Annotated in this window: 23 protein-coding genes; 11 read left to right on the top strand and 12 right to left on the bottom strand. The window is 74.1% G+C overall.

The features are described 5' to 3' along the window. Positions 1 to 18: 18 nt before the first annotated feature. From H958_RS0118480 to H958_RS38505, 3 genes are all read right to left on the bottom strand, one after another. The gene (locus H958_RS0118480) at positions 19 to 558 is read right to left on the bottom strand and encodes a DivIVA domain-containing protein (RefSeq protein WP_028059745.1); all 540 of its coding nucleotides are present in this window, start codon (positions 556 to 558) and stop codon (positions 19 to 21) included. A 128-nt stretch (positions 559 to 686) separates the two neighbouring features. Further along, entirely contained in the window at positions 687 to 1646 is a 960-nt protein-coding gene (locus H958_RS38510) for an arylsulfotransferase family protein (protein WP_051324493.1), read from the bottom strand. An 84-nt stretch (positions 1647 to 1730) separates the two neighbouring features. Continuing rightward, positions 1731 to 2132 carry a potassium channel family protein gene (locus H958_RS38505; RefSeq protein ID WP_051324492.1) on the bottom strand — a complete coding sequence of 134 codons (402 nt, stop codon included), beginning with the start codon at positions 2130 to 2132 and terminating at the stop codon, positions 1731 to 1733. A gap of 210 nt (positions 2133 to 2342) precedes the next feature. On the opposite strand from H958_RS38505, the gene H958_RS38500 reads away from it, so the two are divergent. Next, positions 2343 to 4391 carry a phage holin family protein gene (locus tag H958_RS38500; RefSeq protein ID WP_051324491.1) on the top strand — a complete coding sequence of 683 codons (2049 nt, stop codon included), beginning with the start codon at positions 2343 to 2345 and terminating at the stop codon, positions 4389 to 4391. On the opposite strand, the gene H958_RS0118460 is transcribed toward H958_RS38500, so the two are convergent. The 4 genes from H958_RS0118460 to H958_RS0118445 are packed head-to-tail and all read right to left on the bottom strand — an operon-like array spanning position 4322 to position 7501. Further along, a complete protein-coding gene (locus H958_RS0118460; protein ID WP_028059744.1) occupies positions 4322 to 5038 on the bottom strand; it encodes an MBL fold metallo-hydrolase in 717 nt (238 codons plus the stop codon). The genes H958_RS38500 and H958_RS0118460 overlap by 70 nt on opposite strands. Before the next feature lie 16 nt (positions 5039 to 5054). After that, positions 5055 to 5846, bottom strand: coding sequence for a hypothetical protein (locus H958_RS0118455; RefSeq protein WP_156028054.1), 792 nt, complete (start codon positions 5844 to 5846; stop codon positions 5055 to 5057). A gap of 11 nt (positions 5847 to 5857) precedes the next feature. After that, entirely contained in the window at positions 5858 to 6931 is a 1074-nt protein-coding gene (locus H958_RS0118450) for an AI-2E family transporter (protein WP_028059742.1), read from the bottom strand. Beyond that, a complete protein-coding gene (locus H958_RS0118445) occupies positions 6932 to 7501 on the bottom strand; it encodes an HdeD family acid-resistance protein (protein WP_081686036.1) in 570 nt (189 codons plus the stop codon). It lies immediately after the preceding gene. Positions 7502 to 7610: 109 nt separating this feature from the next. Here H958_RS0118445 and H958_RS0118440 point away from each other — a divergent pair, with 109 nt between their 5' ends. Beyond that, a complete protein-coding gene (locus H958_RS0118440) occupies positions 7611 to 8114 on the top strand; it encodes a DUF1269 domain-containing protein (RefSeq protein WP_028059740.1) in 504 nt (167 codons plus the stop codon). Positions 8115 to 8119: 5 nt separating this feature from the next. Then, on the top strand, positions 8120 to 8350 hold the full coding sequence (locus H958_RS38495; protein WP_037410701.1) for a hypothetical protein: 231 nt from the start codon (positions 8120 to 8122) through the stop codon (positions 8348 to 8350). Between the two features lie 61 nt (positions 8351 to 8411). On the opposite strand, the gene H958_RS0118430 is transcribed toward H958_RS38495, so the two are convergent. After that, the gene (locus H958_RS0118430) at positions 8412 to 9365 is read right to left on the bottom strand and encodes a universal stress protein (protein WP_028059739.1); all 954 of its coding nucleotides are present in this window, start codon (positions 9363 to 9365) and stop codon (positions 8412 to 8414) included. Positions 9366 to 9430: 65 nt separating this feature from the next. On the opposite strand from H958_RS0118430, the gene H958_RS0118425 reads away from it, so the two are divergent. Then, positions 9431 to 9640 carry a hypothetical protein gene (locus tag H958_RS0118425; protein ID WP_037410699.1) on the top strand — a complete coding sequence of 70 codons (210 nt, stop codon included), beginning with the start codon at positions 9431 to 9433 and terminating at the stop codon, positions 9638 to 9640. Positions 9641 to 9732: 92 nt separating this feature from the next. Next, positions 9733 to 12441, top strand: coding sequence for a LuxR C-terminal-related transcriptional regulator (locus H958_RS0118420; RefSeq protein ID WP_028059737.1), 2709 nt, complete (start codon positions 9733 to 9735; stop codon positions 12439 to 12441). On the opposite strand, the gene H958_RS0118415 is transcribed toward H958_RS0118420, so the two are convergent. Continuing rightward, positions 12409 to 13503, bottom strand: a complete 1095-nt coding sequence (locus H958_RS0118415; RefSeq protein WP_028059736.1) for a lysylphosphatidylglycerol synthase transmembrane domain-containing protein — start codon at positions 13501 to 13503, stop codon at positions 12409 to 12411. The genes H958_RS0118420 and H958_RS0118415 overlap by 33 nt on opposite strands. Before the next feature lie 115 nt (positions 13504 to 13618). Between H958_RS0118415 and H958_RS38485 the strand changes: the two genes are divergently transcribed. From H958_RS38485 to H958_RS0118395, 4 genes are all read left to right on the top strand, one after another. Beyond that, positions 13619 to 14044, top strand: a complete 426-nt coding sequence (locus H958_RS38485; protein WP_037410693.1) for a DUF7144 family membrane protein — start codon at positions 13619 to 13621, stop codon at positions 14042 to 14044. Between the two features lie 147 nt (positions 14045 to 14191). Further along, a complete protein-coding gene (locus tag H958_RS38480; RefSeq protein ID WP_051324490.1) occupies positions 14192 to 15325 on the top strand; it encodes a cation:proton antiporter domain-containing protein in 1134 nt (377 codons plus the stop codon). Between the two features lie 9 nt (positions 15326 to 15334). Continuing rightward, a complete protein-coding gene (locus H958_RS0118400) occupies positions 15335 to 15772 on the top strand; it encodes a Fur family transcriptional regulator (RefSeq protein ID WP_051324489.1) in 438 nt (145 codons plus the stop codon). Beyond that, positions 15769 to 17925: a GNAT family N-acetyltransferase gene (locus H958_RS0118395; RefSeq protein WP_028059734.1), complete on the top strand. Its 2157-nt coding sequence runs from the start codon at positions 15769 to 15771 to the stop codon at positions 17923 to 17925. The genes H958_RS0118400 and H958_RS0118395 overlap by 4 nt, the downstream gene beginning before the upstream one ends. A gap of 4 nt (positions 17926 to 17929) precedes the next feature. On the opposite strand, the gene H958_RS0118390 is transcribed toward H958_RS0118395, so the two are convergent. Then, positions 17930 to 18514, bottom strand: coding sequence for a winged helix-turn-helix domain-containing protein (locus H958_RS0118390; protein WP_028059733.1), 585 nt, complete (start codon positions 18512 to 18514; stop codon positions 17930 to 17932). Beyond that, the gene (locus H958_RS43625) at positions 18511 to 18933 is read right to left on the bottom strand and encodes an RNA polymerase sigma factor (protein WP_081686035.1); all 423 of its coding nucleotides are present in this window, start codon (positions 18931 to 18933) and stop codon (positions 18511 to 18513) included. The genes H958_RS0118390 and H958_RS43625 overlap by 4 nt, the downstream gene beginning before the upstream one ends. Before the next feature lie 109 nt (positions 18934 to 19042). Between H958_RS43625 and H958_RS43620 the strand changes: the two genes are divergently transcribed. Together H958_RS43620 and H958_RS38465 are read left to right on the top strand one after the other, a co-directional pair. Continuing rightward, positions 19043 to 19828 (top strand): class I SAM-dependent DNA methyltransferase, encoded by a 786-nt coding sequence (locus tag H958_RS43620; RefSeq protein ID WP_051324488.1) that lies wholly within the window; start codon positions 19043 to 19045, stop codon positions 19826 to 19828. An 88-nt stretch (positions 19829 to 19916) separates the two neighbouring features. Then, positions 19917 to 21038, top strand: coding sequence for a TOMM precursor leader peptide-binding protein (locus H958_RS38465; protein ID WP_051324487.1), 1122 nt, complete (start codon positions 19917 to 19919; stop codon positions 21036 to 21038). Positions 21039 to 21213: 175 nt separating this feature from the next. Here the strand turns inward: H958_RS38465 and H958_RS47660 are convergent. Next, positions 21214 to 21630, bottom strand: a 417-nt coding sequence (locus H958_RS47660) for a hypothetical protein (protein ID WP_231379296.1), incomplete at its 5' end; no start/stop codon positions are given.

Genomic DNA, 21630 nt, shown 5'->3' with positions numbered 1-21630 from the left:
GCTGAAGTAGGGGCGGGCTCAGCCCCCGCGGCGGCGGCGGGCGGCTTCGACGTGACGGTCGGCCTCGCGCTTGCGGCGCTCCGCGTAGACGCGTACTTCCTCCTCGGCCTCCTTCATCAGCCTCTCGCGCGTCTCGGATGCCTCGGCGCGCGCCTGGGCGAGCGCCTCCTCGCGGTAGGCGGCGAGCATCTGCTCGCGCTCCGCGGCGGCGCGGGCCAGGAGCGCGGCCGCCTCCGAGCGGGCCTCCTCGAGCGCGCGGGCCCCGGCTGCCGCGTCGGCGTCCGCCCGCTTGCGGGCGCCTTCGAGGGTCGCCTCCGCCTCGAGCCGGGCGCCTTCCAGCGCTCGCTCCGCTTCGGCCTGACGCCGCTCCACCTCACGCTCGCGCTCCTGCAACGCCGCGCGCTCATGTGAGAACGCCTGACCGGCGTCGGTGCTCATGAACATGCGATTCACCCGCTGGAGATGCCGATCCACCTCCTGCGGGTCATAACCCCGCCGCACCAGCGTGAACGTGCGCTGGACGACGAACAGTGAGAGCGATTCTCCACGCGACGACACAGAGTTGATGTTCGCACGCTCAGAAGCCTCTCCTTCCGACGCAACGACCGGCCTTTACGTAAAGACGCTGCACATGGCGCGCCGCCGCGCGCCTGACGAAGGGTGTGTGTCACACACCTCGCGGCGCGTCAGGTCGATGTGTCGACCGAAGCCGAGCTGCCCAGCAGGCGGTTGCCCGCCAGCGCGCGCACGGCGAAGAAGGGCCCGCGGGCACCCGAGGTGAGCGTCGTCTCGAAGCCTGTCCGCGGCGCGCTCGCCACCACCCGCAGCGAGCCGGCCGAGGCACCCGCCAGCAGCTCCCACTGTGTCACGCCGGTCGCGCCGTTCCACGACGCCCGCGCGGTCAGCGCGCCGCCGTTGCGCTCGATCGACGCCGCCGGCGGATCCGAGGGCCGCCCGTCCCAGGCGAACGTGAACGCCCGGTAGCTGTCGTAGCCCGCGGGCAACTGCGCGTCGAACAGCAGCTTGCCGCTCACGTCCTGCTCCGACGCCCGCCGCCCGAGCCCCCAGCCGGCGAAGACGTCCCCGCCGGGCAGGTGCTGCGCGCTGCCCTCGGCGTCGGCCAGGACGCCCGCCGGATGGGTGAGCGCCGCGGCGACCGACACCGTTCGCGCCGGCTCGTCGACGCGCAGCGTGAGCAGCCGCGACCGATCCCGCACCTTCGGCGTCGACTCGTTGTCGAACATCGTGATCGTCCCGTCGGGCTGGCGCCGCGCGTCGTGCTGCCACGCGAACCGCGCGTCAGGGCCGAGCGGGAAGTCGCTCCGCTTGCCGCCGAGCCGCCACAGGATCCGGCCGGTGCGGCGGTCGACCTTGTAGATCGTCCAGGTGTTGCGGGCCGAGATCAGCAAATTTCCGTCGCTGTCCACGGCCACCGAGTTGACGTGGAAGTAGTCGTACGGGAAGTCGTGCCCCGGCGCGGGCGGCCCGGCGTGCGACTCGGTCAGCGCGACGTGATCCATGCTGTGCCACGCGAAGAGGACCTTTCCCGTGGCGACGTCGATCTCCTGGACGATCGAGTCGACCGCGTGCCGCGTGCGCGAGGCGCCCACCGCCGAGAGGTCGGCGCGGACCGCGTGGTCACCCACGAGCCCTGACCGTAGCCGCGCGTGTTGGTCTTGCCCTCCCACCACGTCAGCACCGGCGCTCGTGTAAGCGAAACCGAAGAGCGCTCAGCGCTCGAGCCGCTCGAGCCGCTCGAGCTGCCGCTCGATCCGCTCCAGCCGCGCGAGGATCGCCTCGTCGCGGCCCCTTCCCAGCCGCGTGCGCATGCCCTCGACGAACGCCGCCGTGATGGTCGCCGTCACGACCGTCACCACCCCGATCCCCGAGACCATGATCACGCCGCCCACCACCTGCCCCTCGGCGGTGGTCGGCACGTGGTCGCCGTAGCCGACCGTGGTGATCGTCTGCAGCGCCCACCACATGCCGCTGCCCAGCGAAGGGAATTCCTTGCGGTCCAGCAGCCAGATCATCACCGCGCCGAGGATCGTGACCAACACCGTCGAGAGTGCGATCGCCCAGGCGGCGCGACGCGCCGTGATCGTGCCGCCCTTGAACCAGGGCCGGTCCACATCGTGGATGCTACGGCCCCGGGATGACGTCCTCCTCGTCCGAACCGGGTGATGCCGCGCACCCCATGCTCATCGAGGCTGCCGCCATGCACCGCCTCACGGACGCCACCGCCGGCGAGCAGGGAGCCGCGATCCGGGCCCGGACCGCGAGGCAAGCCGAGTCCGTCCAGCAGCCGCCGGCGGCGGCGCTCTGAGGAAAGCCGGCCGAACGTGCCCGTTCACCTGCTCGGCCGCCTCGCGGTGGTCCTGCTGCTCAACGCCGCGGCGCTGCTCGGGCTCAGCGCGCTCCTTCCGGGCTTCACGCTCGACGGCTTCACCGCCGCGCTGAGCCTGGCGGCCGTGCTCGGCCTCGCGAACGCGATCGTGTGGCCGGTGCTGCTGCGCTTCGCGCTGCCGTTCACCGTCGCCACGCTCGGCCTCGGCGCGCTCGTGCTCAACGGCGCGCTGCTGCTGCTCGGCTCCGCCGCGCTGGACGACGTCCACGTCGGCGACCTGTGGTCGGCGCTCGGCGTGATCCTCGGCCTGACGGCGATCACGACCGTGGTCGGCGGCGTGCTCGCCCTCGACCGCGGCGACCTCTGGTACCGCCACGTCGTCCGCCGCCAGCTCAAGCGCTCCAAGCTCGCGGTCGGCGCGGACGTCCCCGGCCTGCTCCTGCTCGAGATCGACGGGCTTGCCCACGACGTCCTCAAGCGCGCGATGCGCGACGGCAACGCGCCCGCGCTCGCGCGCTGGGTGCACGAGCGGGGCTACCGGCTCGAGTCCTGGGAGACCGGCTGGTCCTCGCAGACGGGCGCCTGCCAGGCCGGCCTGCTGCACGGCGACGACGGCGACATGCCCGCGTTCCGGTGGTGGGAGAAGGACGCCGGGCGCGCGATCGTGACCAACCACCCGAAGGACGCGGCGGAGATCGAGCGCCGCCGCTCGGACGGCCGCGGCCTGCTGTACGCCGACGGCGCCAGCCGCGCGAACATCCTCTCCGGCGACGCGCCGCACAGCATGCTGACGATGAGCACGGTGCTCGACCGCGACAGGCCCGGCCGGCTCGGCCAGGACTACTTCGCGTACTTCGCGAGCCCGTATGGCGTCGCGCGCACCCTGCTGCGCGTGGTCGGGGAGATCGTGGTGGAGCGCTTCGCCGCGGTCGGGCAGGCGCGGCGCGACGTCCGCCCCCGCATCAAGCGCGGCTTCAAGTACGCGCTCGTGCGCGCGTACGCGACGGTGATCCAGCTCGACCTGCAGGTCGCCGCGGTCACCGCCGACGTGCTCGCCGGGCGCCCCGTCGTCTACACGACCTTCCTCGCCTACGACGAGGTCGCGCACCACTCCGGGCTCGAGCGGCCCGACACGCTCGCGGTGCTGCGCCGCGTCGACCTCGCCATCGCGCGCATCGCGGACGCGGTCGAGCACGCGCCGCGCCCGTATCGCCTCGTCGTGCTGTCCGATCACGGCCAGAGCCAGGGCGCGACGTTCCGGCAGCGCTACGGCGAGGAGCTCGCCGACGTCGTCGCGCGCCACGGCGGGGGAGACGTCCGCGCCGAGGACGCGCACAGCGACGAGGGGCTGTCCTCGTTCAACGCCGGCGTCGCCGAGCTCGCCGCCCGCGACACGGCGGCCGGCCACATGGTCCGCACGGCGGCCCGCGAGCGCCTGAGGGACCCGGAGCCGTCCGGCATCCCCGAGGTGTCGGTGATGGCGTCGGGGAACCTCGGCCTGATCAGCTTCCCGCGCGAGCCGGGCCGGGTCACGCTCGAGCAGATCCAGGCGACCCGCGCGGGGCTCGTCCAGGCGCTGCGGACGCACCCCGGCGTCGCGTTCGTGCTCGTGCGCTCGGAGGCCGACGGCCCGATCGTGCTCGGGCACGGCGGCATCCATCGCCTCGCCGACGGCAGCACGAAGGGCGAGGACCCGCTGGCGCCGTTCGGCCCCACCGCCGCCGACCACGTCCGCCGCACCGACGCCTATCCGCACTGCCCCGACCTCGTCGTCAACGGCACCTACTGGCCCGAGCTCGACGAGGTCGCCGCCTTCGAGGAGCTCGTCGGCTCGCACGGCGGGCTCGGCGGCTCGCAGTCGCACCCGTTCGTCCTGCACCCGCCTGACCTGCCGTGGCCGGACCCGCCGGTGATCGGCGCGCCCGCGGTGCACCGCATCCTCCGCGGCTGGCTCGCCGGCCTCGGGCAGGACGCCTACCGCGACAGCGACTCGCCGGGCGAGAGCACGACCACGCGCGTGGCCGGCGCCAGCTCGGCGGCGTAGGCGGCGAACTCGCGCGGCGGCACGACCAGCAGGTCGCGCCGGCGGCTGCCGTAGGGGAGGTAGGTGCCCCAGTGGATCGGGATCGCGACCGCGGGCTCGATCAGCGCGACCGCGCGCGCGGCGCGCTCGGGATCGAGGTGCCCGGGACCGAGCGACGGCCCCCAGCCCCAGACGGGCACCAACGCGACGTCCACGGCGCCTCGCAGCGCGCTCATGCCGTCGTGCAGGTCCGTGTCGCCGGCGAACCACACGCGTCCGGCCACGAAGCCCAGCGCGTCGAGCACCGGCGCGCCCGGGCGCCGGCGCGCCTCGTGCCGGGCCGCGACGACGTCGATCGCGACTCCCGCGACGGAGACCCGCTCGCCGGCGCGAACCTCGCGCACCCGCAGCCCCGCGAGCAGCCCGCGCGAGCCGGCCGGCGCCAGCGCCTCGGCACCCGCGAAGCGCCGCAGCGACGGGCGGTCGAGATGGTCGTGGTGCACGTGCGAGATCAGCACCGCGTCGACCGGCGCCGGGTCTGAGGGCACCGGCACGGATCGCCGCAGATGCGCGATCCGCGCTCTCAGCACCGGGTCGGTCAGCAGCCGGGCGCCCCCGATCTCGAGCAGGACCGTGGCATGGCCCAGCCAGGTGATCCTCGAGGACATCTCGCCGGCCCCGGCGTCACGCGGCCGTAGCCTTGCGCGCATCCAGGCGATCGGCGACCATCGCGCCGCCGGTCGTGGCGACGACGAGCACGCCGGCGATCGAGACCAGCCAGGCCAGCAGCGCGAAGCCGATCCCGATCATGCCGAATTGCTGCGCCGACGAGCTGATCGTGTGCGGCATCCAGATCACCGACCAGATGCCCACGCCGGTCATCCCGATCGCGGACAGCACGGCGACCGGAGCGAGGCGCTGCCAGCGCATGCGCCGCCCGAGCAGCAGGTACGGCGTGACGAGCCACAGGACCCCTGAGAGCGCGAGCGACCCCACGATCTCGGCCTGCCCGCCCAGCGCACCGAGCAGGTGCGGCCGGACGGCCGAGACGACGCTGATGACCGCGAGCCACGCGAGGCCCCACTTCGTGTTGCGCATCCCGCGCGTCGGCAGCCCGTACGCGCCTTCATAGAGCCGCTGCATCCCCCGCGTGAAGGAGAGCGCGGAGATGATCAGCAGGACGGCGCCGAGCGCCGTCACGCTCGATTCCACCGTCCCCGATGCCGCGAACGCCTGCCGCACGCTCTCGGCGGAGGATCCCGTGAGCCCGAAGCGGTCGATCAGCGCGTCGGCGAAGCTCGTGCTGTTCGGCAGCAGCGCCGCGTAGACGATCAGCAGCGGGATCAGGGCCGTGTAGGCCTGCGCGCCGATCGCCATCGCGCGGTCGATGCCCTGGACGGCGATGAAGCGCCCGATCCAGTCGCGCCCGATCTCCATCAGCGCGTCGATCGGCCACATCGGCCTGTCTCGCGGCATGCGCCGGGACGTCACACCGGTACCTGCTCGCGCTCGTCGGCCTGCCGCAGGGCCGCCATCCGCGCGCGCCGCGGCGCGCCCGCCTCGCGCAGCACGATCTTGATCACGGCGGCGAACGGGACGGCGAGGATCGCGCCCGGGACACCGAGGATCGAGCTCGCGATCAGCACCGCGACGATCGTGGTGAAGCCCGACAGCTCCACCGCGCGGCGGTAGACGATCGGGTACACGATGTAGTTCTCGACCTGCTGGTAGACGAGCTGGATCACCAGCATCGCGATCGCCGCCGGCGTGCTGACGGTGAGCGCCACGCCCACGAGGATCACGGCCGCGACGGTCGCGCCCACCTGCGGGATCAGGTCCAGCAGCCCGGTGATCAGGGCCAGGACGATCGGGAACGGCAGCCCGAACGCCCACGCCGACAGCCCGGCCACGGTCGCCGCCACGACCGAGATCGCGACGTTGCCGATCAGCGACGACGACACCGCGCCGATCGAGTCCTCCAGCACCGGCCGCCAGCGCGCGTCGGTCTCGGGGCGCGCGAACCCGAACAGCCAGTCGGTGATCGCCGGGCGCTCCATCAGCAGGAACAGCGACAGGAACGACAGCGTCACCAGCGAGAGGGCCGAGCCGAAGACGCCGCCGGCGATCCCCAGCACCGCGGTCGCCGCCTCCGGCAGCCCTGCGGCGAGGTCCTTGAGCGCGCTTCGGATCTTGTCGTCCGCGCCTGCCGTCGCGGTCAGCTGCTGGAACCAGTCCTTCTGCTGGAGCTCGTCCCAGTAGGCCGGCAGCGCGTGGACGAAGTCGGCGACCTCGTTCCAGACCGGGCCGGCGGTGACGAGGACGAGCGCGAAGACTGCGACGAACAGCCCCGCGAACACGGTCAGCGCGGCGCGCCCGCGCTTCCAGCCGCGCCGCACGAGCGCCCCGACGACCGGGTCGAGGCCGAGCGCGATGGTCGCCGCCACCAAGATCGAGATCAGGGTGCCGAGCGACAGGATCGCCAGCGCCACGAGCGCGCCGAACGCCAGCAGCGTGAGCAGCGTGCGCACGCCGATGACGACTTCGACGCGCTGAGGGGGCACTTACGTGGCCAGGTTCGCGGTATGCACCGGCGGGGGCTCCCCGTGGCGCATCCCGCGCAGCTTGAAGCCGATCACGATCGCGAAGATGCCGCGGATCAGCATCGACACCGCGAAGAGCAACGCGAGCGTCGCGAGCCCGAGTCCCGGCCACGCGAGGATCAGGATGCCGATGACCGTGTCGAGCGCACCGAGCGCGATCGCCCAGCCGCGCCCTTCGCTGGTCTCGAACGAGAGCACGATCCGGATCACGCCGGAGGCGACCAGGTAGATGCCGACCGCGATCACGATTGCCAGCAGGCTCGCGCCCGGGCGGCGGATGCAGATGAGGCCGGCGATCAGCGCGATCGCGCCGAGGATCGCGCTGATGGCGCGGCCGCCGGGCGGCCCTGTGATGGCGTCGACGATCTCCATGCTCGCGGCGATGACGAGGTAGATGCCGAAGATCAGGCCGAGCGCGAGCAGCGTGATGCCCGGCCACACGATCGCGACGATCCCCGTGACGACGCAGATGAGCCCCAGCAGGGCGAGCACCCACCAGTCACGGGCGATCTGCGGGACTTCACTGAACATGCCGCCACGCTATGCGGCGCCAGGATGACGCCGCATCATCCCGATCGGGCGATGCACCATCACACCGCGACCGCCGACAGTGTGGCGACCCGAGCGAAGGAGTTCGTCAATGAGCAATCTCATCGCCGTCGCCTACAAGGACGAGGCCACCGCCAAGGAGGTCCTCGGCGTCCTGTCGCGCCTGCAGGTCGAGCACGCCATCGACCTCGAGGACGCCGTGGTCGTCACCCGCGACGAAGGCGGCAAGGTCAAGCTGCACCAGACGACCAAGACGGCGGCCATGGGAGCCACCGGCGGCGCGCTCTGGGGCGGCCTGATCGGCCTGATCTTCCTCGCGCCGCTGCTCGGCATGGCGGTCGGAGCGGCGGCCGGCGGCGCGGCGGGCGCGATGAGCGACGTCGGCGTCGACGACCGCTTCATGAAGGACCTCGGCAGCCGGCTGGAGCCGGGCGGCGCGGCGCTGATCGTGCTCGTCAGCCGCTCGACGCCGGACAAGGTCCTCCCCGAGATCTCGAAGTACGAAGGCCAGATCATCCAGAGCTCCCTCAGCGACGAAGCCGAGGCGCAGCTGGCCGCCGCGATCTCCAACGAGCGGGCGGCCGCGACGGTCTGAAGGCCATGACGCCCCGCGTGGAGATCCGCGTCCTCGGCCCAGTGCGGATCGAGGTGGCCGACCGGCTCGGCCTCCACGCCTCCGTGGCACCCGCGGGAACCGTCCTGCGCGGGGCGGTCGCCGACCGCCCCGCGCTGCACGGCGTGCTCGACCGGCTGCGCACGAACGGGCTCGAGCTGATAGAGGTCCGCCGCCTGCCCGTGAGTCCGGCCGTCAAGGCCGGACGACGCACCTGAAGCCCAGGTCGCTCGTCGACGTCTCGCCGCTTCCCGCGGCGCGCCGCGCGCAGAGGCGACGTCAGGCGAGGGCCGCTTCCCGCGGGACGAGCACGACCGGGCAGTGCGCGCCGTTGAGCACGCGCCGCGACACGCCTCCCGTGTGGACCTCGCCGGCGCGACCGTAGGCGCGCGACCCGAGCACGAGCAGGTCCGTCTGCGCCGACGCGCGCACGATCGTGTCGGCGGGGTCGCCGACGTAGACCTCCGAGGCGACGTCCAGGCGCGGCGCCGCCGGCTCGGCGGCGATGGCGGCGCCGGCGAGCGCCGGGACGAGGACCGCGGCGGCGCCGCCGGCGGCCGGTGCGCGATCCCGGGCGGGGTGGTCAAGCCCGCCCGGGATCGCCGGGTGCGGACCATCGTCCGCCAGCTCGCGGGCGATCGCGTTCGCCTCGGTCGTGTCCGGGGAGCCGGCGAGCACGAGCACGATCCGCAGCGGGAGGCGCGCGGCGTGCGCGAGCGCCGCGCCGGCGCGCAGGGCGGCGCGCCCCTCCGGCGACGGGAGGACCGCGACCGCGATCGCTCGCAGCGGGCGATCCGTCCAGCCGCGCGGCGCGATCGCCACCGGGCATGGCGCCCCGTCGAGCAGCCGCTGCGTGGTCGTGCCCGGCCGCACGCGCCCGTGCGGCGCTTCCTCGGCGGAGCCGGCGACGGCGAGCGCCGGCCGCACGGAGGCGAGTACGTCATACAGGCCGCAGGCGGCCGAGGGGGCGGTGACGACCCGCACGGCCGCGGGCTCCCAGCGCAGCTCGGCGGCGAGCGCCTCCAGCGGCCGCCGCGGACCTCGCTCCTCCACCCGCGCGAGCCGCTCCGGCGCGGTTCCCCCCGGGCGCACGACCACGATCAGCAGGTTGCTGCCGAGCAGGCGTGCGGCCAGGCGGGCGAGCTCGACCGGCGCGCGATCGCCGGCGTCGGGGTCGAACGCGCAGACGACGGTCGGCTCCATCCCGCTCTGGACCGTACGTGCCGGCAGCATGAGACCGGCTCATCCCACCGGGGTGATGGCCGCCAATCCGGAGCGACGGCAGCATGAGGGCACGCATGCCGCTCAACTATGAGATCCGGGTACGCGGACGCGTGGGCGATCACCTCGCCGACTCGCTCGGCCTCGCGGCCGAGGTGGAGCCGGTCGAGACCGTGCTTCGCGGCCCGGTGCAGGGTCAGGAGGACCTGCACCAGATCCTCGCGGAGCTCCAGGAGATGGGCCTCGAGCTGCTGGAGATCCGCCGGCTGCCGCCCGAGCGCGGATAGGGGGAAGTGCAGCAGCGGTGCGCGCCGTCGGCCCGAATGGGTCACGCCAGCGCTCGACAATCCCTGCACGGGAGGGGTACGTTCTAAAGGACATGCCGGCGGTGGGGAAGGCGGAAGGTCCTCCGCGCGACGAGCGCCCGGCGGGATCGTTCGCCGGGGGGCCTCCGCTCGTGACGCAGTTCTCGCCGCCCGCGCCTCCGTACGGCTTCGTCGAGCGGCCGCGGCTGCGCGCCCTCCTGGAGGAGGGACTGCGGGAGCCGGTCACGCTCGTGAGCGGGCCGGCCGGCAGCGGCAAGTCGACGCTGCTCGCCTCGGCGATCGGGGCGCGGGCCGCGTGGGTGTCGCTCGAGCCCGGCGACGACGAGCCCGGCCGCTTCTGGGCCGCCGTGCTGACCGCGCTGCAGACCGTCGCCGCCGTGCCGCCGGATTCGCCGCTCGACGCGCTCGCACCGCCGGTGCGCGAGTCCCGGTCGGTGTTCGTGCCGCTGCTCGTGAACGCGCTCGCCGGCCTGCCGCGGCCCGTCGTGCTCGTCCTCGACGACCTCCACGTCGTGCGCTCGCTCGACTGCCTGGAGCAGTTGGGCTTCCTGGTGCTGCACACGCCGCCCACGCTGCGGCTCGTGCTCAGCGCGCGCGCGGATCCCGCGCTCCCGCTCCACGTGCTGCGTGTGCGGGGGCGGCTCGTGGACATCCGCGCGGCCGACCTCGCGTTCGACGAGGAGGAGGCGGCCGAGCTGCTCGAGGCGCACGGCCTGGCGCTGCCCGAGCGGCTCGTGCGTGCGCTGACGGCGCGGACCGAGGGCTGGGGCGCGGGCCTGCGGCTGGCGGCGCTCAGCCTCCAGGGCCGCCAGGACCCGGAGCGCTTCGTCTCGCAGTTCGCCGGCGACGACCGCGCGGTCGGCGACTACCTGCTCGCGGAGGTGCTCGACCGCCAGTCGCCCGAGCTGCGCTCGTTCCTGCTGCGCACGTCGATCGTCGACCGCGTGTGCGGGGACCTCGCGAACGCCCTGGACGGTGGGTGGGCGGGCGCGGACACCCTGATGGCGCTCGAGCGCACCAACGGGTTCGTGATCGGCATCGATCAGCACCGCGAGTGGTTCCGATATCACCGCCTCTTCGCCCGGCTGCTGCGCACGCGGGCCGCGCGCGAGCTGGCCGGTGAGCTGCCGGAGCTGCACGCCCGCGCCGCTCGCTGGTACGCCGAGCGCGGCGCCGACTCGCACGCGCTGCGGCACGCCGTCGAGGCGGGGGAGTGGGACCTCGCCGTCGAGATCGTCGCGGAGCACTGGCTCGAGTTGTTCGTGCGCGGACAAGGCGGCGCGATCCGGTCGCTGGTTGGCGCGTTGCCGCCGGAGCGCCTGCGCGACGACGCGGAGCTGGCTGCGGCGCTCGCCTGCACGGCGCTCGACATCGGTGACGTGGACGCTGCGGAGATCCATCTCGCGCATGCCGAGCTCGGGGCGGCGCGCGTCCCGGACGCGCGGCGCCGGCGCTACCTCGAGACGCTGGTGCTCGCACGCCTCTACGCGGCTCGCCTCGAGGGCGACTTCGACGCCGCGCTGGCCGCCGCTGACGACCTCCTGGCCGAGGCGGCCGGGCACGGCGGCATCCCCGACCAGGCCCGCCGCGCGCTCGTGCACGCCGCGCTCGGGGAGACCGCCCTGTGGGCGCAGCGCCTCGACCGCGCCGCCGAGGAGCTGCGCGAGGCGGTGGCGGTCGCGCAGCCGGCGGGGCTGGAGTACATCCTCGTGTCCGCGCTCAGCCACCTCGCTCTGGTGGACGTGATGGCCGACGGTCCCGCCACGCCAGGTCAGCACGCGCGCGCGGCGATCGAGCTTGCGGCGCGCCGCGGGTGGTCGGCGATCCCGCAGCTCGCGTGCGCGCACCTCTCGCTGGCGATCGCGGCGTTCTACGAGTTGCGCCCTCGGGAGGCCGCCGAGCAGCTGGAGGCAGCACGCGCCGCCGCCTCCGGCTCGCGGTCGCGCCAGCTGCACTTCGTCCTCGTCCACCTCGACGCGCGCATGGACGGCGCGCGCGGGCTTGCGCAGGACGGCCTGCGCAAGCTCGACCGCTTCGAGGCCGAGTTCCGCGCCGGCACGCCGCCGCCGTACGAGCGCGCCACGCTCGCCGCGCTGCGGGCGCGGCTGCTCGCCACGCTCGGCGAGCTCGATGCGGCCCGCGCCGTGCTCGCCGAGGTGGCCGAGGAGCCGTGGCTCGTCGTCGGCGTGACCGAGGCGCGGCTCTTGCTCGCGACTGGCGACGCCGCCGGTGCGGTGGAGCGGCTCACGGCCGCCGCCGTCGCCGTCGACCGGGAGGCGCACGCCGTCACCGGCGTCGAGCGGGCGGTGCTGAGCGCCGTCGCCAACGATGAGGCCGGCGAGCCCGCGGCCGCCTCGCGCGCGCTCGGCGAGGCGCTCGAGATCGCCGAGCGGACCGGGCACCGGTGGCCGTTCATCGACGGTGGACGCCGGATCGAGGCGCTGCTGCGGCAGCAGATCCGCGCGGGCACCGCGCATCGCGCGGTCGTCGGCGAGCTGCTGGACGCGTTCGCCGACCGCGCGCCGGCGCCGCGTTCGGTCGCCCCGCTGCTGGAGCCGCTCAGCGACCGCGAGCACGCGATCCTGCGCTACCTGCCGACGACGCTGTCCAACCGCGAGATCGCCGCCGAGCTGTTCGTCACGACCAACACGGTCAAGACGCACCTGCGCTCGATCTACCGCAAGCTCGACGTGGCGCGCCGGCGCGAGGCCGTCGAGCGGGCGCGCGACCTACGCCTGCTGAGCGGCGGCGCGCGGAGCTAGTGCGAGCCCCAGCAGGCCGAACGGCAGCGGCAGCCAGTAGGAGAACAGCCGGTAGGCGAACGTGGCGAGCACGGCATCGCCGGCCGAGACGCCGGCGAGCGCCAGCATCGCCGTCAGCCCGGCCTCGACGAAGCCGAGCCCGCCGGGCGTGACCGGGATCTGGGCGAGCACCTGCGCGCCGGAGAACGCCAGCAGGACCAGGCCCGGGCGCGGATGCGAGCCGATCGCCGCGAGCGCGGCGAGCAGCGTGCCGTAGTCGAACAGCCAGCGCCCGACGGTCGCCGCCAGCGCTCGCTTCCAGCGCGGGCCGAGCGTCTGCAGGATGCGGTCGCGCTCGCGCAGGAGCCGGTCCGGCAGCGCGTCGAGCGGCTGGGCGCGCCGGCGCCTGAGCCGGTTGCGGACGCGCTGCACGGTGCGCCCGATCCACGCGAGCGGGCGGTCGGTCGACAGCAGCACGGCGCCGGCGCCGGCGGCGACGGCGAAGATCACCAGGCCGGCGATCGCGGTCTCGAGCAGGCTGCGGTCGACCGCGCCGCGCAGCAGCGCCGGGATAGCCAGGACGGGCAGCGCCAGTACGACGGCGAACACGAGCAGGTTGACCGCCGTCAGCGCCGCGACGGTCGAGCCCGCGGGGAGCCCGGCCTGGACGAGCATGCGGTACTGCAGCGCGGCGCCTAGCGCGCCGCCGCCGGGGGCGATCTTCGACAGCGCGTTGCCGGCGAGCTGGGAGGCGATCACCGGGCGCCAGCGCCGCGCGCGCAGCGCCACATGCTGCAGCGCCCACAGACATGCCAGCGACGCGGCCTGGAGTCCCGCCATCGCGGCCAGCGCGAGCAGCGAGAACTCGGTGATCCGCCGCCACGAGCCGAACACCTCGATCACGCTGGGGAGGACGAGGTACAGCGACACTCCCGTGATCGCGAGCCACATGACGGTCCGGCGCAGGCGTCCGCGCGGCGGCTCGGCCGCCTGCGCGCGCTCGATCTCGCCTGCCGTGTCGGCATGCCGTTCGATCGCCTGTTCGAGCCGGTCGCCGAGCGACTCGGAGCGCGCCCGATCCACGCGAGGATCATGTCGCAAGCGCGACGACGGTGGGTCACCCGCCTCGCATGAACCCACGGCGAATCATCCCGCCCGAGCGAGGCCGCATCACCCGCTCGGCGCTGACACTGCGCCCATGGCTGCTGCTTCCTCTCCCCACTACGGCGCGCAGGCCGGCGCGCGCGCCGAGCCGCAACTGAGCGGCTGGATCGTCTTCGCCGGCATCATGCTGCTCGTCGCCGGCGGCTTCTCGATCGTCTACGGCCTCGCGGCGGTGCTCAACGACCAAGTCGTGACCGTCGGCGGGCGGGGCGTCATCGTCTGGGACTTCACCGTCTGGGGCTGGGTCCACATGGTCGTCGGCGCCTTGATGCTGCTCACCTGTTGGGGCCTGTTCGCCCTGCAGGGCTGGGCGCGCTGGACCGCGATCTTCTTCGCGGTCGTCAACTCGCTGCTGCAGATGGCGGTGATCACGGCGTTCCCGCTGTGGTCGCTGCTGATGATCACGCTCGACGTGATCATCATCTACCAGCTCACGGTCAACTGGGCCGAGGAGCGCTGACACGTTCGATCGGCGGGCGGGCCGCGCTGAGTCATAGGGACATCGGCGCCGCCCTCCCGCGCGCGGGTCAGGGCGCAGCGCCCGCCCGGGGTGACGGATAGGATCCGCGATGGGTGTGCCGGGAAGACTGGTCGGCGTGGCCTTGCCATGTCCGAGATCTCCGACTTCGCCCTCCTGTTGTTGCCGGTCGCCGCCGGCCTTGCGCTCGCGATCCTCTCGATGCGGCTGCCGCTGCCCGCGCCGGGCCTGTTCCTGCTCGCGGCGGCGCTGGTACCGGGCGACCCGCTGGGGACGCAGGCCGTCGAGCGGATCGCCGTCGTCGCGCTCGTCGTGATCCTGCTCAACGGCGGCATGGACATCGGCTGGGCCCGGATGCGGCGCTCCGTCAACCCCGTCATGTCGCTCGGCGTGCTCGGCACGTTCCTGACGGCGGGCCTGATCGCCGTCGTCGCGCACGCCGTGCTCGGGTTCTCGTGGACGCTCGCCGGGATCGTCGGCGCGGCGCTCGCGCCGACGGACCCGGCGGTCGTGTTCTCCGTGCTCGGCGGCACCCGGATCCGCGGGCGCGCCGGGACGATCCTGGAAGGCGAGGCGGGCGTCAACGACCCCGCCGGCATCGCCTTGATGCTGGGGATGATCGAGCTCGCGACGCACGACGACGCGACGCTGCTGAACGTGGTCTCGGACTTCGGCATCGAGATGGCGGTCGGCGTCGCGCTCGGGTTCCTCGGCGCACGCGTGCTGGCGCCGTTCGTCCGGCTCGGCAGCGAGCAGATGCGGCCGGTGCTGCTGCTCGCGCTCGCCGTCGTGCTCTACGCCGTCACGTCGCTGGCCCACGGCTCGGGCTTCCTCGCCGTCTTCGTCGCCGGACTCGTGCTCGGTGACGACGACCTGCGGGTGCAGGGGTTCACGCAGCCGCTCGCCGGCCTGGCGGAGATCGTCGTGTTCGTCACCCTCGGCCTCACGATCGACCTCACCGGCCTGCCCGCCAGCGCCTGGCGCGACGGCGCGATCCTCACGCTCGCGCTCGTGTTCGCGATCCGCCCGATCGTCGTCGCGATCACGCTCGCGCAGGCGCGCCTGGAGCCGGGCGACCGCGCGTTCGTCGCCTGGAGCGGGCTCAAGGGTGCGGTCCCGATCCTGCTCGCGGCGTTCGCGGTGCTCGACGGCGTCGAAGGCGCTGAAACCGTCTACGGCATCGTCTTCGTCGCCGTGCTGTTCTCCGTGTTCGGCCAGGGCGGCCTCGTGCCGGCGGTCGCGAGGCGCGTGCTGCGTACGTAGGCTTTCCCCATGACGCTCGCTCCCGAACGCGAGCCGCTCGAGTTCCAGACGATCGACGACGTGCTGGCGGCTCTGCGGCGCGCCGGCCATCGCGTGACCCTTCCCGCCCGCACGGTGCTGGAGGCGCTGTTCGCGGCGCCGGGACCGCTCGCGGCGGAGCAGATCGCGCCGAGCCTGGAACCGGCGTCGGTGTACCGCAACCTCGAGCGCCTGCAGCAGCTCGGCGTCGTCACGCACGTCCACGTCGGGCACGGACCTGGCCGTTACGTGCTCGCGCGCGGCGGCGAGCGCGAGTACCTCGTGTGCGAGCGCTGCGGGCGGATCACGACCGTCGAGCCGGCGCAACTCGACCGCGTGCGCGAGCTCGTCCGCACGGCGTTCGGGCATGAGGCGCGCTTCACGCATTTCCCGATCCATGGGCGCTGCGCCGGCTGCGCCGCTGAATGAGCCAGGCGCCGGAGAGCCGGCTCGAGGACACGCTCGACGAGATCGTCGGGCAGCTCCGCGCGCTGATCGACGTCAGCGGCGTCGCGTTCGAGGTCGTGGACATCGAGCGCGGCGAGATCCGCCCGGCGGCCTCGTGGTTCGTGACGGCTGCGGCCGCGCGCGCGTTCACGCCCGTGCTCTCGCGCCCGTACGACCCCGAGCACCCGGGCGTGACCGAGGCGGCGATCGAGCGCGGCAGCGCGCTGCTGATCCCCAGCATCGCCGAGTGGCCCGGCGCGGCCGCGCTCAAGCGCAGGCTCGAGGCCGGCGGCGCGGGCGACGCGTGGGAGTGGTACGTCAACTCGTCGTTCATCTCCTGCCCCGTGCGGACCGCGGCTGGGCGCACGCTCGGCGTGCTCGTGATCTCCGCGCACCCGCCGCGCGCCCCGCTCCGGGAGGAGCACCTGCGCGCCGTCGAGGTCTTCGCGCGGCTCGCGGCGCTCGCGCTCGAGCGCGAGGAGCGCTCGCGCGAGGAGCAGCGGCTCAACCGCGCCTGGCAGGCCGTCGCCGCGTCGCTGGATCCGGACGCCGTCTACCGCGCGATCGTGGAGCAGGCGGCCGAGCTGACCGGCGCGAGCAAGGTGCTGCTGCGCCGCTTCGACCCGACGACGGACGAGCTGCGCAGCGTCGCCAACCGCGGGTTCTCCGAGCGCGTCGCGGCGACGCGCGTGCGCCCGGGCGAGGGGATGCTCGGCCGCGTCGCCCAGACCGGCGAGCCGTACGTCAGCCGCGAGGAGGATCGCGACCGGTTCCTCCAGCGGACGATCGAGGCGGAGGGGATCCGCTCGTTCGTACACGTCCCGGTCGCGCTCGGCGTGCGCCTGTTCGGCGTCGTCACCGTCGCGCACGAGGCGCCCGACCGCTTCGGCGAGGACCAGCTGCGGCGTCTGAGCGCGCTCTCCCTCGGCGCCGCCGGCGCGATCGCCAACGCGCTCGACTTCCAGCGCGAGCGGCGCGTCGCCCGCGCGCTGACGCGCGGCTTCGTGCCCGAGCCGCCTGCGGCGCTGACAGGCTTCGAGGTCGGCATCGTCTACGAGCCGGCGGGCCGCGATCTCGGCGGCGGCGACCTGTTCGGCGTCTGGCGGCTGCGGCGCGGCGCGCTCGCGGTGCTGCTCGGCGACGTCAGCGGCAAGGGGCTCGAGGTCGCCGCGATGAGCGCGATGGTGCGCTTCTTCGTCGAGGCGCGCACGCTGGACACCGACAGCCCGGCCGAGGTGATCAGCCAGGCGAACCGCCTGATGCGCGGGCGCCTGCCGGCGAGCGGCTTCGCGACCGTCTTCCTCGCCGTGCTCGACGGCGGCCGCATGCGCTACTGCAACGCCGGCCATCCGGCGCCGCGACTGCTGCGGGCCGGCGGGGGAGAGGACGAGCTCGCGGGCGGCGGCGTCCCGCTGGGCGTCGAGCCCGACAGCCGCTTCACCGAGCGCGAGCTGCCGTTCGACCCCGGCGACACGCTGTTCGCCGCGACCGACGGCCTGCTCGAGGCGCGCCGCGACCGGCGCTTCTTCAGCGACGCGGCGCTGCCAGGGCTGCTTGGCGAGCACGGGCGCGAGCTGGGGGCCCAGGCGCTCGCCGAGCTCGCGCAGGCCGAGGCCGAGCGCTGGGGCTCCGGGCGCCACGACGACGTCGCGGTGCTCGTCGTCCGCCGCGCGGTCGGCGCGGATCTGCGCCGCGAGCCCGCCCACGCCGGCCCCGCGCGGGAGCTGTTCGAGGAGTACATGCGCTTCGTGCGCGAGCGGCTCGGGAACGGGTTCGCGCCGAGCGAGGCGATCTTCGCGACCGAGGGCGCGTTCGAGGAGCCCGGCGCCGCGTTCCTCGTGCTCTACGAGGACGACCGCGCCGTCGGCTGCGGCGGCGTGCGCCTGCTCTCGCCCGAGATCGCCGAGGTCAAGCGGATGTTCGTGACCGCCGGGGCGCGCCGGCGCGGCCACGGCCGCCGGCTGCTGGGCGAGCTGGAGGCGATCGCCGCCGCGGCGGGTGCGCGGCGCGTGCGGCTGCTCACGACCGGCGCACTGGCCGAGGCGCTGCAGCTCTACCGCGCCGCGGACTATCGCGAGGTCGAGGTGTTCACGCGCGACGGGCGCCGCGACGCGTGGCTGGAGAAGCCGCTGTGAACCGCTAGCGGCGGTGGAAGTGCAGCAGCCCGAGCAGCGTGCGATGCGATGGCGCGTCCGGCTCGGTCTCGCCCGTCGCCCGGCGGTTGATGCTCTCGGCCTGGATCTCCAGCGCGCGGTCCAGCGTCTGGTTCATCAGGTCCACGAGCGCCTCGAAGCCCTCCTCGTCGACCTCGAGCTCGGTGCGCGTGACGTGCACCTGCTCATGGTCGAAGCCCTTGCCCTCGGCGGCGCCGCGCGCGTCGCCCACCAGGTCCGACAGCGTCTGCGCGACGAGTCTGCGGCGGATGCCCAGCGGCAGCCCGGCCCACTGCTCGTCGGTCAGGAACGCGCGCGACGTCGGCCGGTAGAAATGGGCCACCGCGCCGCGCCGGTGCTCGGTGCGCACCAGCTCGATGCAGCCCGCCTCGCGCAGTGCGTGCACGTGGTAGCCGATCTTGTTCAGCGGCTCGCCCATCGCGCGGGCGAGGTCCAGCGGCGACTGCACCTCGCGCTCCAACAGCATCAGGATCCGTTGGCGGAGCGGATGGGCGAGCGCTCGCGCCAAGTCCTCGTCGAGGCGGCGGGCGGTGGCTGGGCGGCTGGTCACTCTTCCTTCAGTGCTTCGAGCATGCGTCCGCGTGCTCTGTGCAACCTCACCTTAGCGGCTGTCACCGACAGGCCCAGCCGTTCGGCCAGTTCTGGCACGCTGCGATCCTCGAGGTAGAACGCCTGCACGACGGCACGTTCGCCGCTGCCGAGCGCCGCGAGCGCGGTACGCGCCAGGTCGGCGTCGAGCACGCGCTGCAGCTCGGGGTCCTCGCGCCCGAGCTCCTCGGGCGGCGGCACCTCCGGCCGCGCCCGCGCCCGCGCACGCAGCGCCTCGTTGGCGGTGATGCGCCGCAGCCACGCCCACGGGGAGCCCGGCGAGTGGCAGCGATCGGCCATGCGCCAGGCGCGCATCATCGCCTCCTGGACGATGTCCTCGGCCTCGAAGGCGTCACGCGCGTAGCGGCGGGCGACGGGCAGGCAGCACCGGCGCGCCTCCGCCCAATCCCAAAGAGATGCTGAGCGATCATGCTTTTACGGTTCTATCCCCCATGTAACCGTTAAATGGGGTGGGCGGGTCTATCGCGGCATGGAGACGCTCACCCGCACACCGGCGCAGGCCTCGTTCGACGCCTTCGCACCGCACTACGACCGCTTCACCGCCCACCACGACTACGACGCGTGGCTGCGGACGCTCGAGGCCCTGCTGCTCCGCCACGGGTGGCGGCCCGGCGCGGTGCTCGACGTCGCCTGCGGCACCGGAAGGAGCAGCGCGCCGTGGCTGGCACGCGGCCTGCGGGTGACCGGCTGCGACGTCTCCGACGGGATGCTCGCCGGCGCTCGCGCGCGGCTGGGGCCTGACGTCGAGCTGCTGCGGCGCGACATGCGCGCGCTCGGGAGGATCGGCGAGTTCGCCCTCGTCGCGTGCCTCGACGACGCGGTCAACTACCTCGGCGACGCCGGCGACCTGCGCGAGGCGCTCGCCGGCATGGCGGCCAACCTCGCGCCGGGCGCGCCGCTGCTGTTCGACACCAACACGCTGGCCACCTACCGCAGCTTCTTCGCGACGGCGACGGTGGTCGAGGAGGACGACCGCGTGCTCGTCTGGAACGGGCGCGAGGACTCCTCGTTCGCCGCGGGCGCCAGCGCCCTGGCGACGCTGGACGCCTTCATCCGAGCCGCGGACGCGAGCTGGGAGCGCGAGCGCTCCGAGCACGTCCAGCGCCACTTCCCGCCGGGCACGATCGCCGCCTGCGCGCGCGACGCCGGCCTGCGCGTCCTCGCCGGGCACGGCCTGCACCTCGACGGCCGCCTGGACGAGGCGCTCGACGAGGACGTCCACACGAAGGCGGTCTGGGTCCTGGCCGCCGCTTGACCGCTCACGACCGATGAGAGGAGGTGACCATGAACATCCAGCCGCTCGAGCAGCCCGTGGCCCCCGAGGCGATGACGCAGAAGGGCAATTGACCGGTTCGGCCGCCGGGGCCGGCGCGCGCCGCCGGCTCCGGCGTGCGATCGAGCTGTTCCCGAGCGCCGCCGGCGACGTGTTCCTGCTCGGCGCCGGCGGCGACCGCGTGCTGCGCGGCGCCTCGCGGACCGACGTCGCGGTGCTCTACGCGCTCGCCCGCGCGCCGCACGACGCGGCGTCGCTGAGCGCCGCCGTCGGCGAGCCGGTCGCCGCGTGCGAGCGGCGGCTCGCCGACCTCGACGCCGCCGGGATGCTTGCGCCCGAGCCGCTCTCGTCGCCGCTGAGCGCCGAGGAGCGCGAGCGCTTCGACCGCCAGCTGATCTACCTCGAGGGCCTGGGCGTCGACGCGCACGCGGCGCTGGCGCGGCTGCGCCGGGCGCGCGTGCTGGTGCTCGGGGTCGGCGGCCTCGGCAGCCAGGCCGCCGCGACCCTGGCCGGTGCAGGCGTCGGGGCGCTGGAGCTGGTCGACGACGACGTCGTCGAGTTGAGCAACCTCGCGCGCCAGGTGCTCTTCGCCCGCGCCGACGCCGGGCGCCTGAAGGTCGACGCGGCGCGCGACGCGCTGCTGCGGCTCGCGCCGGATCTCACCGTCGTCGCGCGCGCGTGTCGCGTGAGCGATGTGGGGGAGATCGCCGCGCTCGCCGCGCGCGCCGACCTCGTGATCGAGACGGCGGACTGGCCGCCGCACCAGCTGCCGCGCTGGGTCGACGAAGCCTGCGCGCGCACCGGGACGCCGTACATCTCGGCCGGCCAGGCGCCGCCGCTCGTGCGCGTCGGCCCGCTCGTGGTGCCGGGGGAGACCGCGTGCCTGGCGTGCCAGGAGGCCGCCGTCCGGCGCCGTCATCCGCTCTACGAAGAGCTCGCGCGCCACCGCATGCGCGCGGGCGCGCCTGTGGCGGCGACGCTCGCGCCCGCGTCGGCGGCGATCGGCGCGATCATCGCGATGGAGGCGCTGCACCACCTGTCGGGGGCGCTCACGCCCGCCACCCGCGGGCGCGTCCTGCTGTTCGACATGGCAACGTTGTCCACCCGGCTGGAGGAGGTGGTGCGCCGACCGCATTGTGCGCGTTGCAAGGGGTCAAGCGAAGTTGTTGCATTCCCGTCCGCACGGGGGTAGCGTGCGCCGAGTGGGACCGCCGCGTCCGGAACAGCCTGGTGATCGCGCGTCGCGCCGGCCGCGCACACGGCAGGTCTGGGCCCTGCCGCGCGCGCGGGTGCACCACGGAGTGCACTCGGTGCGCCATCGCCGCCGCGCCATGCGCATGCCGCGCCGGCTCGGCTGCATGTGACGTCTACTGCTCGGCGCGCCTGAAGTGCAGCACGGCGAGCTCGGTGGGGAAGACCGTGGTGCTCTTCTCGCCTTGGCGTTGGGCGCTTTCGGCGGCGATCGCGAGTGCTTGTTCGTGGGTGCGGGCGAGCAGGCGGTTGAGCTTCTTGAAGGCGCGGTCGTCGAGTTCGAGCGGGGTGCGTTGGACGATCACTTCGGGGTCGTCGAGCTTGCCGGCTTCCGAGGCGGCGCGCATGTCCTCGACGATCTCGGCGAGGGTTTCGCCGGAGAGCTCCTTGCGCAGGCTGGAGGGCAGCGTCTTCCACTGGTCCTCGTCGAGCGTGGGGCGCGCGGTTGCGCGGTAGAAGTGCTGCAGGGCGCCGCGGCGTGGCTCGGTGCGTACGAGCTCGACGCAGTCGTAGTCGCGCAACATTCGGACGTG

It is taken from the genome of Candidatus Solirubrobacter pratensis, assembly GCF_000425945.1.
In the GTDB taxonomy this organism is placed as follows: Bacteria; Actinomycetota; Thermoleophilia; order Solirubrobacterales; family Solirubrobacteraceae; genus Solirubrobacter; species Solirubrobacter pratensis.
Note: the sequence above shows the minus strand (reverse complement) of the source record. Positions and strands in the feature narration are given on the sequence as shown.